Source organism: Cytobacillus purgationiresistens, from assembly GCF_030813235.1.
GTDB lineage: Bacteria > Bacillota > Bacilli > Bacillales > Cytobacillaceae > Cytobacillus > Cytobacillus purgationiresistens.
This window is the reverse complement of record NZ_JAUSUB010000048.1, coordinates 13,552-29,200: the sequence shown is the minus strand read 5'-3', so window position 1 is coordinate 29,200 and position 15,649 is coordinate 13,552. Positions and strand designations below refer to the sequence as shown.

Annotated in this window: 16 protein-coding genes and 1 pseudogene; 16 read left to right on the top strand and 1 reads right to left on the bottom strand. The window is 37.7% G+C overall.

Annotated elements, in window-relative coordinates; translation table 11 throughout:
* Positions 1–93: 93 nt before the first annotated feature.
* The 6 genes and pseudogenes from J2S17_RS27475 to J2S17_RS29055 all read left to right on the top strand — a co-directional run.
* Positions 94–507 (top strand): annotated as a pseudogene (locus J2S17_RS27475) (C40 family peptidase); the annotation flags it as partial.
* A gap of 15 nt (positions 508–522) precedes the next feature.
* Positions 523–1,434, top strand: coding sequence for a conjugal transfer protein (locus J2S17_RS27470; protein WP_307480295.1), 912 nt, complete (start codon positions 523–525; stop codon positions 1,432–1,434).
* Between the two features lie 81 nt (positions 1,435–1,515).
* Positions 1,516–1,674, top strand: a complete 159-nt coding sequence (locus J2S17_RS27465) for an RAxF-45 family protein (RefSeq protein WP_307480293.1) — start codon at positions 1,516–1,518, stop codon at positions 1,672–1,674.
* 140 nt (positions 1,675–1,814) lie between these two features.
* On the top strand, positions 1,815–3,443 hold the full coding sequence (abc-f, locus tag J2S17_RS27460; protein ID WP_307480290.1) for a ribosomal protection-like ABC-F family protein: 1,629 nt from the start codon (positions 1,815–1,817) through the stop codon (positions 3,441–3,443).
* A gap of 260 nt (positions 3,444–3,703) precedes the next feature.
* Entirely contained in the window at positions 3,704–4,015 is a 312-nt protein-coding gene (locus J2S17_RS27455; RefSeq protein ID WP_442342056.1) for an RNA polymerase sigma factor, read from the top strand.
* A gap of 9 nt (positions 4,016–4,024) precedes the next feature.
* Positions 4,025–4,378 (top strand): helix-turn-helix domain-containing protein, encoded by a 354-nt coding sequence (locus J2S17_RS29055; RefSeq protein ID WP_442342055.1) that lies wholly within the window; start codon positions 4,025–4,027, stop codon positions 4,376–4,378.
* Between the two features lie 688 nt (positions 4,379–5,066).
* On the opposite strand, the gene J2S17_RS27445 is transcribed toward J2S17_RS29055, so the two are convergent.
* Entirely contained in the window at positions 5,067–5,957 is an 891-nt protein-coding gene (locus J2S17_RS27445) for a VOC family protein (protein ID WP_307480287.1), read from the bottom strand.
* Between the two features lie 222 nt (positions 5,958–6,179).
* On the opposite strand from J2S17_RS27445, the gene J2S17_RS27440 reads away from it, so the two are divergent.
* From J2S17_RS27440 to J2S17_RS27395, 10 genes are all read left to right on the top strand, one after another.
* Positions 6,180–6,890, top strand: coding sequence for a MerR family transcriptional regulator (locus J2S17_RS27440; protein WP_307480285.1), 711 nt, complete (start codon positions 6,180–6,182; stop codon positions 6,888–6,890).
* Between the two features lie 417 nt (positions 6,891–7,307).
* Positions 7,308–8,798 (top strand): carboxylesterase/lipase family protein, encoded by a 1,491-nt coding sequence (locus J2S17_RS27435; protein WP_307480283.1) that lies wholly within the window; start codon positions 7,308–7,310, stop codon positions 8,796–8,798.
* A gap of 142 nt (positions 8,799–8,940) precedes the next feature.
* On the top strand, positions 8,941–9,816 hold the full coding sequence (locus J2S17_RS27430; protein ID WP_307480281.1) for an NAD-dependent epimerase/dehydratase family protein: 876 nt from the start codon (positions 8,941–8,943) through the stop codon (positions 9,814–9,816).
* Positions 9,817–9,950: 134 nt separating this feature from the next.
* Complete coding sequence (locus tag J2S17_RS27425; RefSeq protein ID WP_307480278.1) at positions 9,951–10,334, top strand: nuclear transport factor 2 family protein; 384 nt, start codon at positions 9,951–9,953, stop codon at positions 10,332–10,334.
* Between the two features lie 278 nt (positions 10,335–10,612).
* On the top strand, positions 10,613–11,068 hold the full coding sequence (locus tag J2S17_RS27420) for a DUF2269 family protein (protein WP_307480276.1): 456 nt from the start codon (positions 10,613–10,615) through the stop codon (positions 11,066–11,068).
* Between the two features lie 143 nt (positions 11,069–11,211).
* The gene (locus J2S17_RS27415; RefSeq protein WP_307480274.1) at positions 11,212–11,787 is read left to right on the top strand and encodes a TetR/AcrR family transcriptional regulator; all 576 of its coding nucleotides are present in this window, start codon (positions 11,212–11,214) and stop codon (positions 11,785–11,787) included.
* 53 nt (positions 11,788–11,840) lie between these two features.
* Positions 11,841–13,415, top strand: a complete 1,575-nt coding sequence (locus J2S17_RS27410) for a serine hydrolase domain-containing protein (RefSeq protein WP_307480273.1) — start codon at positions 11,841–11,843, stop codon at positions 13,413–13,415.
* Between the two features lie 729 nt (positions 13,416–14,144).
* Complete coding sequence (locus tag J2S17_RS27405; protein WP_307480270.1) at positions 14,145–14,498, top strand: MFS transporter; 354 nt, start codon at positions 14,145–14,147, stop codon at positions 14,496–14,498.
* 4 nt (positions 14,499–14,502) lie between these two features.
* On the top strand, positions 14,503–14,802 hold the full coding sequence (locus J2S17_RS27400) for a DUF4260 family protein (protein WP_307480303.1): 300 nt from the start codon (positions 14,503–14,505) through the stop codon (positions 14,800–14,802).
* 257 nt (positions 14,803–15,059) lie between these two features.
* A complete protein-coding gene (locus J2S17_RS27395) occupies positions 15,060–15,458 on the top strand; it encodes a hypothetical protein (RefSeq protein WP_307480266.1) in 399 nt (132 codons plus the stop codon).
* Positions 15,459–15,649 lie beyond the last annotated feature (191 nt).

Genomic DNA, 15,649 nt, shown 5'->3' with positions numbered 1-15,649 from the left:
ATGGAACGCCGTGTGCGGTGAAAGTTGCATGCACGGTGTGGAGCGAGGGAAAACTTGGAGATAGTTTCAAAGAGTTACCTATCGCTATTCGATTTAGTGAGTCAATATTTCTCTTCGCCCCAATTTGATGATGAAATGGTTCAGATTGTTATGGATGAAGCCTTGAAGTATGAAGGATTTCCCTATGTCTTTGGAGGGGATAATCCAAGCACTTCTTTTGATTGCAGTGGATTAACACAATGGAGTTATCGAAAAGCAGGTATTAACCTGCCCCGAACAGCGCAGCAACAGTATGACGTGACGGAGCATATATCTTTATCTGAGGCAAAACCTGGGGATTTGGTGTTTTTTTACTCCACATATAACTCAGGGACGTATGTTACCCATGTTGGCATCTATGTTGGGAATCACCGAATGTATAATGCCGGCGATCCAATCGGTTATGCAGATTTAACTACTGCCTACTGGCAAAAGCACCTAATTGGAGCTGGACGTATTAAACAATAGAAAGGGTTGGAACAGATGAAAGGCTTTATTAAGAAAAAAGAAAAACAAACGCTAGAAACGAAATCAAAAAAAACGAAAGTACGGACTGTTGGCCCCCGTAAAAAAATAATGCTATTTTTATGGATGCTATTGATTAGCAGCCTTGCCTTTGGAATTTATAAAAACTTTACAGCGATAGATCAGCATACCGTTCATGAAAGAGAAATCATTGAAACTAACATTATGGATACGAATGCCATAGAAAGTTTCACGAAGAAATTTGTCAAAGACTATTACACTTGGCAAAACGAAAAAGATTCTATTGAACAACGAGCGGAAAAGATCAATGACTACTTGACAGAGGATTTAAAAGCCTTAAATTCCGATACCGTTAGAGCAGATATTCCTACTAGTTCCAGTGTGGGTAATATTGATATCTGGTTAGTGTCACCAGAAAATGATAATACCTATGCGGTTGTTTATTCAGTAGATCAAAAGATTACAGAAGATAAAAATAGCCAATGGATTCATTCCGCGTATCGAATCGTGCTTTATCAAGACAATGCAGGAAACTTAGTCATTACACAAAACCCTACCTTATGGAGCATACCGAGTAAATCAGATTATGAACAACAACAACCTGAAAGTAACGGAACAGTCGATTTCGATACTGTGCAAGAAGTGACAGAGTTTTTGGAGACATTCTTTACATTTTATCCTACTGCCATTGATAAAGAACTTGCTTATTATGTGAAAAACAATGCCCTACCACCAATTGGCAAGGATTATATATTTTCGGAGCTAATCAATCCAGTATTTCAAAAATCAGGACACCAGATACAAGTCTGGGTATCTGTGAAGTATCTGGATGAAACGACGAAGGGAGAGCAAATTTCACAATATGTACTCACTTTAGAGAAAGATATGAACTGGATGATTGTTCAATAAATCAAAAGAAATAAGAAAATATGATGATATTTATGACTTGAAAAATCATTGTAAAACTTATAGTATATAAGATAGCTTATTATGGATCGGAGGTGGGAAGAGATGTTAAATCTAGCTGTTTTAGTGCACGGATTTTGGACTGAATACTTGTTTCTTAACCGTGCAAAATTTGCCGCTTTAGTTGTTAACGGGATACGTGTGCCCTTTTTTAACAACTTAATAGCGGATCTAAAACGGTGAAAACATCTCTTATCCCATAATTATATAAACTTGGTTTAAGAGGGGCTTTTCATGCCCTTCTTTTTTTGTGTATTAATTTTTTGAGTCATGGGGAAGTGTGTTATTTCCCATGGCTTTTTTTGTTGTAAGGAGGCTGGAATATGATTGCATGTAGTGTACAAAAAGTTACAAAAATGTATGGAGGTAACTCCGTTGTTAAAAATATATCGTTTGAAATTAAAGTTGGAGATCGAGTTGGTTTAGTTGGCCGAAATGGAAGTGGGAAGACTACGTTATTAAAATTATTAGCTGGGGAAGAAACACCCGATTCCGGTCAAGTTCATTGGAAAAAAGGGTCTCAAATTGGATACATGAAACAGATTTCAGACTTTAATAATCAGTTAACTACCAAAGAAATATTAAAAAGTGCTTTTTTAAAATTACTACGGATAGAAGAGAATATGAAGAGCCTGGAAACGCAAATGAGTGAGCCGATAAGTGACCAAAACTTACAAAGACTTATGAATGAATACGGTCGTTTACAAGATCTTTATTTATCAGAAGGTGGCTATGAAATAGAAGCAACTATTAGGACGGTTGTTAGCGGTTTGAACATGACAGGATTGTTAAATAAACAGTTTTTTACTCTAAGTGGTGGTGAAAAAACAAAGGTGGAGCTTGCTTTCATGCTCCTAAAAAAACCAGATTTTTTATTGCTAGATGAACCAACAAATCATTTGGACTTAGCGTCAGTGGAATGGTTGGGGAACTTTCTACAAAATTATCATGGCACAATCGTTATGGTATCTCATGATCGTTACTTTCTAGATGAAATGGTGAACAAAATCTTAGATTTAGATGAAGGGGAGATTCAGTATTTTGAAACAAATTACTCAGATTATGTAAAGAAAAAGGAAGAACGACTTCTGCGGGAATTTCATGCTTATAAAGAGCAGCAGAAGAAAATAAAGAAAATGAAAGAAGCCATTAAACGATTGCGTGACTGGGCGAACAGGTCGAATCCACCTAGTGAAGGTCTCCATAAACGAGCAAGAAATATGGAAAGAGCGCTAGAAAGAATGGAAAAGTTGAATCAGCCAACTCTTCATAGAAAGAAAATGAATTTAGAAATGGAATCATCCAATCGAAGTGGAAATGATGTTATTGTTTTACAAGATGTATCCAAAAGCTTAGGAGACCAACAGCTTTTCGAGCTAGTGAATATGCATATTACCTATCAACAAAGGGTAGCAATTGTTGGTGAAAATGGCACTGGAAAATCAACATTAATCAAATTAATTCTTCAGCAATTAAACCCCGATGAGGGGGAAGTTAAAATAGGTAACAGTGTCAAAATCGGTTATTTATCTCAACATGTTTTTTCTAATATGGGGGATGAAACTATTATTGATGCATTTCGAAATGAGGTAATAGTGGTAGAGGGGCTGGCAAGACAAATATTGGCGAGGTTTTTATTTTATGGACACTCCGTCTTTAAAAAGGTGTCTCAACTAAGTGGTGGGGAAAAAATGCGTCTTCGACTTGCTCAACTAATGCATCAAGATACTAATTTACTCATTTTAGATGAGCCTACTAATCATCTTGATATTGAATCGTTAGAAGTATTGGAAGATGCACTTGAAAACTATAACGGTACAATTCTAGCAGTTTCCCACGATCGTTATTTTCTTAATAAGCTGTTTGAAAAGATTTATTGGATTAAATCAAAAAAAGTATACTGTTTTGAAGGAAACTACGGTTGGGCTAAAAAGAGAATAGAGATTAAGTAACTATAAAAGACTTTCCATACTATTAGGCGAATTTTTATTAAGTATTCTATCTACGTAAATAAAAGTATGAAAGATACCGTGAATTTAATTAACTAACAAATACAGAACACCTATACCCAACTGGTTATCAAATTGCAGTTGGGTTTCTTTTTGCTAAAAATATCTCCTCGAATCTTTGACATTTTCCAAAAAACTTTGTTGAAGGTTATGAAAGAGGAAATCATCACCCACCTTTGCAGTTGCGAAGGGAGAGGAAATGCATGATAGAACCAGATCGTACCGAATGGCAAGTTCGCTGTGCATTGAACGCCTTTTGTAAACGTGTATTAAAGAATGAGATAATCAATAGTTACAACGAAAGAAGGCGACAACAAGCAAAGGAGATGACATTTTCTGATCTCACACCACAAGAAGAAAATCAACTTTATACCTTAGATCAGCAATATGAAGGAGAAGAAGGTCAAAGTTTTCAAGTGGATGGTAAGAACATCACTCCGAAATTACTTGCTGAAGCGATGCGTACTTTGCCAATAGAAAAGCGTAAGACAGTCCTACTATACTATTTATTTTAACTATCTGATGTGGAAATTGGTCAATTACTCGATATTCCACGCAGTACCGTACAGTATAGACGGACAAGCTCTTTTGAACGGTTAAAACGTTTTTTGGAGGAGCATGCAGAGGAATGGGATGATTATTCTAATACTGAAAACAACGAACGTGGCTTATTGCCACACCCAATTATTTTAGCTGTAAATAAGGGTGAAGCTGAAGCAATGAAGGTGGTTGTTCTACATTATGGAAGCTACATGACAAGTTTGTCCATGCGTAAGCTATGTGATGAGCAAGGGAACACTTATTGGGGCATCGACGAGGATACACGAGATCGTTTACGTTCAAAGCTTATGCAATCTATATTAGCTTTCAAGATTTGAATAAATAATGGTTAGGTTATCCCTTTCATTAATCATATGTTTGTTCTTTGACAAAGAAAGCACGGAAGATAACGCCGTGTAGTATATAACAAAAAATCAGATACGTTTTACTGATGAGGAGCCACTTGATTCATACGCTATGACTCCCAATAGGGACGAACGATAATCTATGAATCTAATGCAATCGTGGTGGATTGCTGGTGATAACTCATCAGTTAGGATAATGATACTCCCCTACCGTCATAGTTCGAGCGTTTAGCCATGACTGCCTTCTTCCAATTCTAGTTCACAACCTAGAATCGATTCGACTGTGCACATCTTGTCACTTTCGTAGATAATTTGCACTTACTTTAAGTGTTATTTTGCACATTCAACTATAAAAACCCAGCTATTTTCACTTTGAAGATAGCTGGATTTCCTAATTAATTTCATTCAACCATTTATAACTATTCTGATTGGTTTAGTAAAAAATCGACTACCTGTTGTACCCAAAATGTGCCCTTTTCTGGAAGATCGTTTCAAGACCTAATAAAAAAATCAAAAAAGGTCAGTCCCTCTGATTTAATAGGACTGACCTCATCAACTTAATATCAGTGCAAAAAAATACACTGTACACTTTACAATTATTTACTAAATTGTTTCATTAATTTCTATATAGAAACAGCTTACTTTTAAGGAGGTTAAGATACTATTGCCGTCTTTCTTTGATCTCTTTAACATTAATAAGATCATTTTCTTCCAATTCTTTAATAGAATGCTCCAAGTGTTCGGTTTCTCTCATCATATCGGTTAATTCTTTTGTAATTACCTGCCACCATATCCCATATTTATCGACTAACCAAGCACTTTCTCCCCTGTAATAGCCGTCTCCACCTTCATTGAGTTTATTCCAATAATAATCAACCTCAGCTTGGCTATCGCAAATAATGATAAAAGATAGTGCTTCTGAAAAGTTCGGAGCTACTTGTACCTCTCCACAAACAATTGATTGGTTTTCTAGAGAGAAATTCATTTCTTCTTTAATAGAGGGTATCATGTTGTTAGTTAATCTATTAGAAGCATGAAATATCTGAGTGTAATGACGAAATACTTCAACTATCCCATTTGACCTTTCTTCAGAAAATAATAAGAAAGGTTGAACTTTTTGTGTCTGCTTGGTTCTAGAAATAAGCAAGCGCCAAAATACACCAAACTTGTCTTGAATCATCACATATTGACAACGCTCTGAGTCTTCTATTGTTGTTGAAATAATCTTTCCATCACAGCTGAGTTGTTCATAGAGAAGTTTCCATTCATCATGATTTTTACAATATACAAGCAACGATAATGAACTTGAATGATCATACTTAGACCCTTCCTTACCATTAATAGCAGTAAATAAAGTGGAGCCTATTTCAAAATCAACATTCATAACTACTCCAGCATCAGCAGGATTAATTCCACATACTACACACTCGTTTCTGTCCTTAGGATAACGAGTAACCTTAATAATTCTCCCAACCTCAAATAAATCAGTATAAAATTTTGCTGCTTCCTCAGCTCGCTTATTAAACAGCAGTTTCAGATAGACCGTTGCCATATAATCTCCTCCTAAAAATTGGGGGCTTTTTTTCTTGGACGGCATAACTATCACAATTGAGTCCAAGCTTTTTTACAATCCCTGATTATTTTCCATTTACTCTTATATCATATAAAATTAAAGCAAATGAGCAGGTTTTAATTGTAATATCCCTATCTTCACAGGGTTATTACAATTAAAGTTAACACGTACTTTAATAAATATTTATAAGGTGGTTTTAACATGAAAGGAAACGAGATCGCTAAAAAGTTAAATATAAGCACAAGCGCACTTAAGCATTACGAAGCCTGGGGCCTAGTTCCTAAAGTTGAAAGAGCAGAGAACGGATATCGTATTTATACTCAGGAGCATGAAGCTTACTTCCAATGTATACGTGCATTAAATACTGGGTTTGGAATGAACTTAGTTAAAAAAGTTATGCCTCTCATCATAAAAGGAGAGAACATTACGGCTTTATGGATAATTAATAAAGCACAGGTCGACCTGCAAGAAGAAAAACTAACTGCTGAAAGAACAGTTGAAATGCTTGGGTTAAATGAATTCATTCAAATAGAAGAAAAACGAAATCAAAAAAATACGTTTACTATTGGAGAAGTGGCTAAAAAGGCAAATGTCTCAGCTTCTGCGATACGGCATTGGGAGAAGGAAAACCTTATAAATCCTATCCGTAACAAAGAAAGTGGTTTTCGTATGTACAGCTATTCTGATCTACGCAAAGTTCTTGTCATTCGAATAGTCCAAAAAGCCGTCTATTCTTTAGACATTGTTCGAAAGATATTGTCAGAAATTGATACAAACAATTTGAGTCAAGCGAAAAAGATTGCTCAAAATTCTCTTAAGTATATTGATAATACGTTGGTTGAACATATTAGAGGAATTGCATCTTTACATCATCTTTTGAATGTAATACAGAAAAAAACAACGGACAAATAAAGTCCCTTTTAACTTTAAACTAACCCATAGTTAATACAACAATGCTTTTCTCAAATCTTTTACCGATCTTCAACAATATGGTCCGATTGCTGAACAAAATTGAAGTGGTTCAATTTTCAAGTGCGATGGTGGTTCATTTTTAGATTACCATATACATATATTCAGCTAACATAGGACCAACAAAAGTTAAGGACAAAGAATGTATCTATGTTTTTAGTTTGACAGTATTGTAATTTATGTTATAAAATATGAATGAATAAAAAAATATTCATTCATGAAAGGTGGAGGACATATGGATATAAAATGAAACTTTTTTAAATGTGGTTAGGATTTGATTAGAACAAAAAGATTCAAAAAACGAATACTAAAGAAATATCCAGAACATCTATATCATATTAAGTAAAGGAGTTACCTTCTATGAGAAACGAATCATGTATCGTACAAACTTCAGTTGGCTCACTTCAAGGGATTCGAAGAAATGATGTCATACAGTTCTGGGGTGTTCCATATGCCGACGCGCCCGTGGGGAAGTTTCGTTTTTCTCCAACGCGTCCCATTTCTGCTTGGACGGGAATTCGAGATGCAAGTATTCACGGCTTTATGGCGCCACAGCCGCCTTCTCCATTACGTCAAGCCATCGGGGAATCATCTGAACCATCGCAAGGGGAAGATTGTTTATCGCTCACAATCTCAACGCCTGACATCGATCAGGGAAAACGCCCTGTTGTCGTTTGGTTGCATGGAGGACATTATATGACCGGCGCAGGGTCGCTGGACTGGTACGATGGAGCGGAGCTTTCTAAGGATGGGAACATCGTTACCGTAGGTGTCAATTATCGGCTCGGTGCTTTTGGATTCTTGTATTATCCGGGGGTTAGCGATGGAAAAATGGGGATTTTCGATATTCTCTCTGCTCTAAAATGGGTTCAAGATCATATTGCGCATTTTGGCGGTGATCCTGATCAGGTCACAGTCATGGGGCAATCTGCGGGAGCCCATGCCATTATGTGCCTATTGGCCATGGGAGAAGCGCGAGGTCTTTTCCGAAGAGCGATTCTACAGAGCGCGCCCGCAAGTCTCGCTCCATTATCAGAAGCAAAAGCATTTGAGAATGGAAGCCGGCTACTGGATATCTTGAATGTGAACCAGAGCGATCCACATGAAATTACCGCTCAATTGAATACCATGTCTCCTACCCAGATCATACAAGCATCGGGAAAATTGGCACAGGAAATCACACGTTTTGGTCAACTTACTCTCCCTTTTATGCCTGTTTTTGATTCTATTTCTACGGCGGATCGTTTTATTGAAATGGCAGCAAAAGGTGCTGGTGAAGCAAGTATTGAACTCATTATAGGTACCAATAGAGAGGAAGCAAATATTCTTTTGGGGAACATAAAAGCCATCGATCTAGCTTTGGTTAACGAGCGTTTTGTTGCTTTGACTGGGAAAGAAGAAGCCATCGAGCGTTACCGCTGGCGGCGACCCGGTAGTACAACTATCGGTCTAGTATCTGATTTACTTACGGACTATACGTTCCTGCTCCCCTCTCTAAGGTTAGCAGAAGCAGTTCATAAAGCCGGCTCACGCACTTGGGTGTATCAGTTGGACTGGGCACCGCTTGGATCGCCTTTTAAAGCCTGCCATGGCATAGAACTGCCGTTTATATTCGGGAATTTCGAAGCATACAAGGATGTACCGATATTGCAAGGTGCTAATCCAGAGGTTGTTGCTGATTTAACAACTGCTATTCGAAGTGCATGGATTGGATTTATTCGAACTGGCAATCCCGGTGTTTCCATCCCATGGTCATTTTATGAGCCGAATCAGAGACAAACCATGCGATATGCTTCCGTTATTGGTACTGTGGGTGACTTAGCTGAAATAAATCGCTTCCTTACAAAGTAGAGAGATGTCAGACACAGAAAATAGAGGGGGAAATGTCTTTTAGTGGAATTTAGATATCGACAATCTTTATATTTTTTGGGTATTCGGATTATGGTGTGGAAGAACCATAGGATACGAATTGAATGGGAGGCGGAGTAGCGCTTTGAAAATTTTTGTCGCAGGAGCAACTGGTGTTATAGGACGATTATTACTTCCGATATTGGTAAAAGAAGGACACGAAGTATTTGGAATGACTCATAATAAAGCGTCTAAAAGCATTATTCAAGGAATGGGTGCTACGCCCGTGGTTGTGAATGTGTTTGATCAGGATGCTGTAATTGCTGCTTTTCGCAAAGTGCGTCCTGAAGTTGTCATCCACCAACTCACTTCTTTAAGGAACTATAACCTGGAGGATAATGCAAGAATTAGAACCGTCGGAACAAGAAATCTTGTCGATGCATCCCAGGCGGTTGGAGTACGACGAATGATTGCCCAAAGTATTTCTTGGGCATATGAACCGGGTAATTATCCAGCAACTGAAGAGGTTTCATTAGATCTTAAGGCGCCAGAGCCACGAAAAACAACAATTGACGGAGTGGTGGCTCTAGAGAAAACTGTTTCCGAAATGAAAGAGTACGTTATCCTTCGATACGGAATGCTTTACGGACCATCGACTTGGTATGAACAATACGGAATGGTTGCGGAGAAGGTTCGCAATCAAGAGATGAAGGCAACTCATGGAATAATGTCATTTTTACATGTTGAAGATGCTGCGCGAGCCACGAGTGCCGCACTAGAATGGCCCAACGGCCCGGTCAACATTGTAGACGATGAACCGGTTCCAGGAACAGTGTGGCTGCCAGTGTATGCTTCGTTAATCGGTGCGCCTGAACCAAACGTCCAAGCGGGTAGCATTCGTGGCGAACGTGGGGCTTCTAATGCCAAGGTACGACGGGACTATGGGTGGGAGCCAATTTTTCCGAATTGGAGCGATGGTTTCAAGGGGAGCTTAGGGTCATCTAATTACATCAAAAAATAAATAATGAATTCATGAAGAAAAAAATGCCTAACACTTTTGTAAAACGGGTGCGTTTAGAGAAACATGGGTTCGAAAAATAGCGTTTCAACGCTATTTTCCGATTACCCTATTTTTTTAAAGGAGCGATTATTATTTTGATTTGTTCAGAGATCAAAGAAATCATTGATAACTATGTTGAGGCCTATAATTCGTTTGATGTCCCAGGGATGGTTAAACTCCTGCATAAGGATATACTGTTCAGAAATATTTCTAATGGTGAAGTTAACATGGAGACTAGTGGTACCCAAAAGTTTAGGGAGCTCGCGGAAAAGTCGACTAAGTTTTTCTCTAGTCGTCGTCAGACAATAATAGATTGTAGCGCTATAGACGACAAAATAGAGGTGATAATTGATTATGAAGGGATACTGGCCGTTGATTTGCCGAACGGATTAAAAACAGGAGAAAAGATGCAATTGAAAGGGAAATCAGTATTTAGAATTGAAAAAGGAAAAATATCACTAATTGAAGATTACAGTTGATTAACAAGGCGTGGTGTAGCGGTATTAAAGCAATGGGGTATGATAACCGAAATAATTGCTTTAATGCCAAATGAAAGAGATGCTTTTTTTATTAAAAAGGGCAATGGACTTTGTCAAATGTAACAGAAATGTGCAGGATCATATTGTAGAAATGGATTATAAAGGGTAAAGTTCATGATGGAAAAGGTTATGAAAACCCGACCCCAATAATCCATAGATGTCGAAACATCAATCAAGTTACAACATGTATAGAAAATAGTGATGAAGGAGTGGAATTTATGCATCAATTATACATTTTTTTAGTGGGAATTCACATTTTTGCTGCCATCATTGGATTGGGACCAGCACTGGTATTTAATCGGATTTTAAGAACAGCCGAAAATATGAATGAGTTAAAAAGTGCTCATAAAATCATCGGAAAACTGAACCCCTTATCCAGTATCGGCTTTGGCTTGCTTGTGATTACCGGTTTATTAATGGGGGCTATGAATCCATCATTGTTTACGACAGTTTGGTATATGTCGGCACTTGGCTTATTCATCATTTTAGGTATTTACAGCTCGTTTACCGTAGAACGTAAAATGAAATCTATGTTGAATATTGCCGAGGCGCACGGTGGTATAAATATTCCACAGGAATATATAGAGTTATTAAACAAAAAGGCCCCTTATGATTGGGTACAAAACGCACTACTGTTAACTATTTTCATTTTGATGGTTTTTAAACCGTGGTAGATAAAAACAATCGATTTAAGGTAATCATCAAACAACCCTTGCTCTACTTACAACTGAAATCTGTTGAAGTTGACAGTATGGTAAGCTGTGTGGTTTAATGCGAATGAATAAGAAAATATTCATTCTGAAAAGGTTGAGGATCAATGGACATAAAATCAAACATTTTTAAATGCGGTAAGATTTTGTTTAGTACAAAAGGGTTCAAAAAAACGAATATTAAAGAAATAGCTGGAATGGCCGGCATTGGTGTTGGAACATTTTATAACTACTATAAATCTAAAGAACAACTGTTTATAGAAATATATATCCAAGAGAATGAAAAACTCAAGAGCCGACTCATTGAAACACTTGATTTAGATCAGGAGCCTGTGAAACTAATCAATCAACTGCTCATGGAAAATTTCGAGGCGATTCATGCAAACCCTATATTAAAGGAATGGTATAGTCAGGACTTTTATAAGGAACTTGAGCAATATTACAGAAATGAAAGCGGCAAAAACATTGATTCTATTCGCGGCTTTTACTTGGACTTACTTAAGAACTGGAAATCTCAAGGGAAAATTAGGGGAGATATCGACGATGAACTTTTGCCAGTTTTCTTTGATTCATTGATCAGCATCGATACACATAAAGATGAAATTGGAATTCAACATTTTCCGCAAATTATGCATTATTTAATTGAATTTATCATTCAAGGTTTAACCAATCATCATAAATGATGTAAGTTTTTTGTTTACATTTTTATGAATGAATATAAAGGTATTCATTCATTATGAGTCAGGATGAAGTACAAATGAAAATGAAAAGGAAAATCAAAGCAATTATTTTTTGTGGTCTGTTCATTTTTCCTCAATGCAGTGCAGCGCAAGATGATGAATGCATACAGAATGAGCAATACGAAGATTCCGTCTTCTCCAAAGTGGATGCGTATATTACAGGTGAAATGAAGCGGCAACAACTTCCGGGGCTGTCCCTCGGGATTGTAAAGGACGATCGCATCCTTTACCTCAAAGGATATGGTCATGCCGATCCATCCGGTCGTCCCGTAACGCCCGACACTCCTTTCGGGTTAGGTTCGATCAGCAAGTCATTTACTGCAATGGCCGTTCTGCAACTTGCAGAGGAAGGAAAAATTGACCTGGATGCTCCTGTACAACGATATCTTCAAGGGTTTCAGTACCAGACTATAGTCAAAACAATGGATACCAGTGCCGACACTATTACAGTACGCCATTTACTTAATCAAACAAGCGGGTTTTCCCAAATTTCAACTTTTAGCAACACGCTCTCAAGTCGCAACGATCAAGATGCGCTGGAACAAAACGCAATGTCTTATGCGGAAAAATTTTTACATCAAGCTAACATAAAAGAACACTCTTTCCGGTATTCGAACGCCAATTATGTACTACTTGGCTATATTGTCCAACAAATATCCGGCCAGTCCTATGGCGACTATGTAAAAGAACATATTTTTAGACCCCTATCTATGAAAAACAGTTTTATTACGCATGATGAAGCAATCGAACACGGACTAGCAACTCCTTATCGCCGAATATTTGGTTACAATGTTGCTTACGAGGGGCCCTATATTTATATTCCAGGGGACTTACCGGCGGGTTATCTGTATTCTAGTGCAAAAGATATGAGCCATTACTTGATTTCCCAAATAAACGGCGGCAGATTTGAAAACGATATCCTTCTTTCGCCGGAAGGCATAGAGCTAATGCAGACTGAACCTGTTCCGGGAACGTATGCCATGGGTTGGCAGTCAGATAATGTAGGTGGCTTTCCTGTTATCGGTCATCCAGGCGGCTCGATAGGATTCCAGTCCCAAACCTGGATAGTTCCAGAACAAAAGCTAGGAGTGATCGTGTTCGCCAACGTACTTGACGCTATCGATACCGATTTACCTAAAACAGATGTTATTACCACAACTCATATCGCTTCGGGGATTATAAACATATTGAATGATCAGCCGATTGGAGAAGTGGGATTAAGCATTCCTCAGAAATACTTGCTTGTAAACGTATTAATGCTATTACTTAGCGCATGGCTGTTATACACGATTGCTCGAACTGCAAAGCGCTGTCTATGGAAGTTGGATTCTGACAACCTTTGCTATTCTGAGGTTTCTTTCAGGGGTATATCGAAAATCGTTTTGTATTTTGCAAGTCTTATGATAATCCTAGTATTGAGTGTGACTCAAGTTGTGCCAATATGGCATATTGCAACCATCTATCAGCCGGATGTCATTCTTTGGGTGAAAATCATGGCTGCACTACTTTCTCTGAAAGGATGCATAGAGATCATTGGATTGGTACGGTCGATTAGAAAAAATATTCCTTAAATACTTAAATACTGCGCGCTCTGCCATGCCTGTGAAGCATGAATGTGGATTTAAAAAGTCGCGATATTGGTATAAAAGATACGATGTTTAAAGGGTCTGTTTTGATCATTTTTTTCAAAAGCATCTTCCGCAATCAGGCGGTCTGGCTGTATTTTTTGGTTTGGAGCCATTTATCCAAACAAGTTCAAAAGCTATGGAATTACTCCAAATGAAATATTTATTGTTTTTCGAAAAAACAACTGAGTTGATTTTAGGGATCATGCTTTTATGGGGGAGATTTATCCCTTGTGGTTCCTATCTTAATAGCCACATAAAAAATCTTCTCGAAAGCTATGTTTTATTTATTGTCTTAAAAAAATTACCCATCAAGAGCGGAAGTGAAATTAAAATCGATGGGTCGTCTAATCTTGGAACATGCAGAGTAAGGTTCCGTTGAGGTATAGGTGTTCCGTCTTGAACAAAAATAGGGTGTATTGATCTCTCTCGTAAAGTTATGTGGGGAAGTAAAATCTCCGTTGCTTCTGTTTCCCGGGAGACAGCCGTTGCCATTAAATAGTATCTGCCTGGTTTTACGTCTGTAAATTGGTAGTCGCCTAGTAAAGGCAATACTGTCGAGTGGCAGTCCTTCTGGCATGGACTTCTGAAATAAGCCGATGAAAATGATGCTGCTAAAAGAAACTATCGCTGTGACCGTTCCTTTCACCACATTCAAATTGTTTTCAATACTTAATGGATCCCGTTTTGAAAATATTTGTAATGATTGTAACTGATTATCTGACACCATTGAGAACAGCCGTCTGGATGCTGCCCGCAGTAGCAGCGCAAATTATAAGTTTCATGATGTCGCCACTCCTAGCACGTCGAATACGACCTGCTTACTTAATTGGGGCAGGATTAGCGTTCTCGGTGATAGGTCTCTTTTTACTTACCCAGGTTAATGTTAATGAAGTTTCAGGGTTTGCAATATTAGTGACAGGTTATGCCCTTATCAACTTCGGGGATGGACCAATAATGACACTATCTACCAATATGATAATTGGATTAACTCCACATGAGAAAGCGGGATTAGCATTTACAGTTTAGTTGGATTGCATTTGCGGTTTTATTATTATCACCAGACTTATCAGCACTAGGATACCTACAGAATGTTAAGGTTGGTTCGGTGTTCTATAATTTATTTCATACATACACTATTCCAGCAGTAATAATTCTATGCGGCTTTTTAATGGAAAACAGTTTTCCCTTAATGATTGGCTTAATATGGATTGCCCATATTGGGATGGACAGAATGTTTGGTTTTGGATCATCGTTAATATTATGGATAACTAGCATCATTATTTGGCTTATCGGCAGGAAAAAACTTAAGTTGGCTAATAATGCTCGATAAAGTCGTTTAGAATTTCTTTTACCTAGGAAATTAACACAAATGGGTCCAGTTGTTGAGGGAACACTATGTCTTAACTGGATTATGGTTGTAAAAAAATTTAAATTGAAAGGGGGGTGGTTATGGAACCTGAATATATAAGAGATTATGTGATGTACACAGCGATTTTCGGTATGTTTAGTTTTGTATGGTTTGGGTAGGCGCAGGAGAACCCCAGAAAGAATTGGCGCAAGTATATTGGAATTGCTTCCGGAATTGCGATGTTGGTCTGTTTGATTGGCGTTTATTTAAGTGTAGTGCACTGGGATGCTGCAACAACTTTGGCAGAGATGAATACGTTTACTAGTTATTTGATTGTCTTTTATACAGAATTCTTTGTTGCTGGTATCGGCTCTTTCTTGTTAATAAGGAGTACAAAAAGAGATTATGTTTCCCCATGGATTGCACTAATTGTAGGTACCCATTTTTTCTTTTTGGTTAATATTTTTAAAGACACTAGTTTGTACGTTTTAGCGATATTGATGATAGTAATTGCAGTACTATCACCATGGTTGTCAAGAAAAGTGAAAGTTGCCAGTAGTGCAATTACCGGAATAGGATCTGGAACTGTTTTATTTTGCTTTGCTATATTAGGGTTACTTCGCTATCTGTTATCGTAGAGCCTGTGTTGGTGATTTACTTTGGAAATTTCTCTAATGGGCTTGGAGGACAGAATTAAAGTGTGTTATATGAGAACGGATTTCTAGTCACAGCACAGTTTCCCCAAATCGGGCGCAGTTATTGGATATTAGTTGATCCTCAAACGGATCATTAATCGGGATAAAAGAAACAATCAAATGACAATGATTGA

Excerpts from the sequence above, each read along its gene's own strand:
- J2S17_RS27470 (WP_307480295.1), top strand. The coding sequence starts at position 523 with ATGAAAGGCTTTATTAAGAAAAAAGAAAAACAAACGCTAGAAACGAAA.
- J2S17_RS27465 (WP_307480293.1), top strand. The coding sequence starts at position 1,516 with ATGGATCGGAGGTGGGAAGAGATGTTAAATCTAGCTGTTTTAGTGCAC.
- abc-f (WP_307480290.1), top strand. The coding sequence starts at position 1,815 with ATGATTGCATGTAGTGTACAAAAAGTTACAAAAATGTATGGAGGTAAC.
- J2S17_RS27455 (WP_442342056.1), top strand. The coding sequence starts at position 3,704 with ATGATAGAACCAGATCGTACCGAATGGCAAGTTCGCTGTGCATTGAAC.
- J2S17_RS27445 (WP_307480287.1), bottom strand. The coding sequence starts at position 5,957 with ATGGCAACGGTCTATCTGAAACTGCTGTTTAATAAGCGAGCTGAGGAA.
- J2S17_RS27440 (WP_307480285.1), top strand. The coding sequence starts at position 6,180 with ATGAAAGGAAACGAGATCGCTAAAAAGTTAAATATAAGCACAAGCGCA.
- J2S17_RS27435 (WP_307480283.1), top strand. The coding sequence starts at position 7,308 with ATGAGAAACGAATCATGTATCGTACAAACTTCAGTTGGCTCACTTCAA.
- J2S17_RS27420 (WP_307480276.1), top strand. The coding sequence starts at position 10,613 with ATGCATCAATTATACATTTTTTTAGTGGGAATTCACATTTTTGCTGCC.
- J2S17_RS27415 (WP_307480274.1), top strand. The coding sequence starts at position 11,212 with ATGGACATAAAATCAAACATTTTTAAATGCGGTAAGATTTTGTTTAGT.
- J2S17_RS27410 (WP_307480273.1), top strand. The coding sequence starts at position 11,841 with ATGAGTCAGGATGAAGTACAAATGAAAATGAAAAGGAAAATCAAAGCA.
- J2S17_RS27405 (WP_307480270.1), top strand. The coding sequence starts at position 14,145 with ATGGATCCCGTTTTGAAAATATTTGTAATGATTGTAACTGATTATCTG.
- J2S17_RS27395 (WP_307480266.1), top strand. The coding sequence starts at position 15,060 with ATGTTGGTCTGTTTGATTGGCGTTTATTTAAGTGTAGTGCACTGGGAT.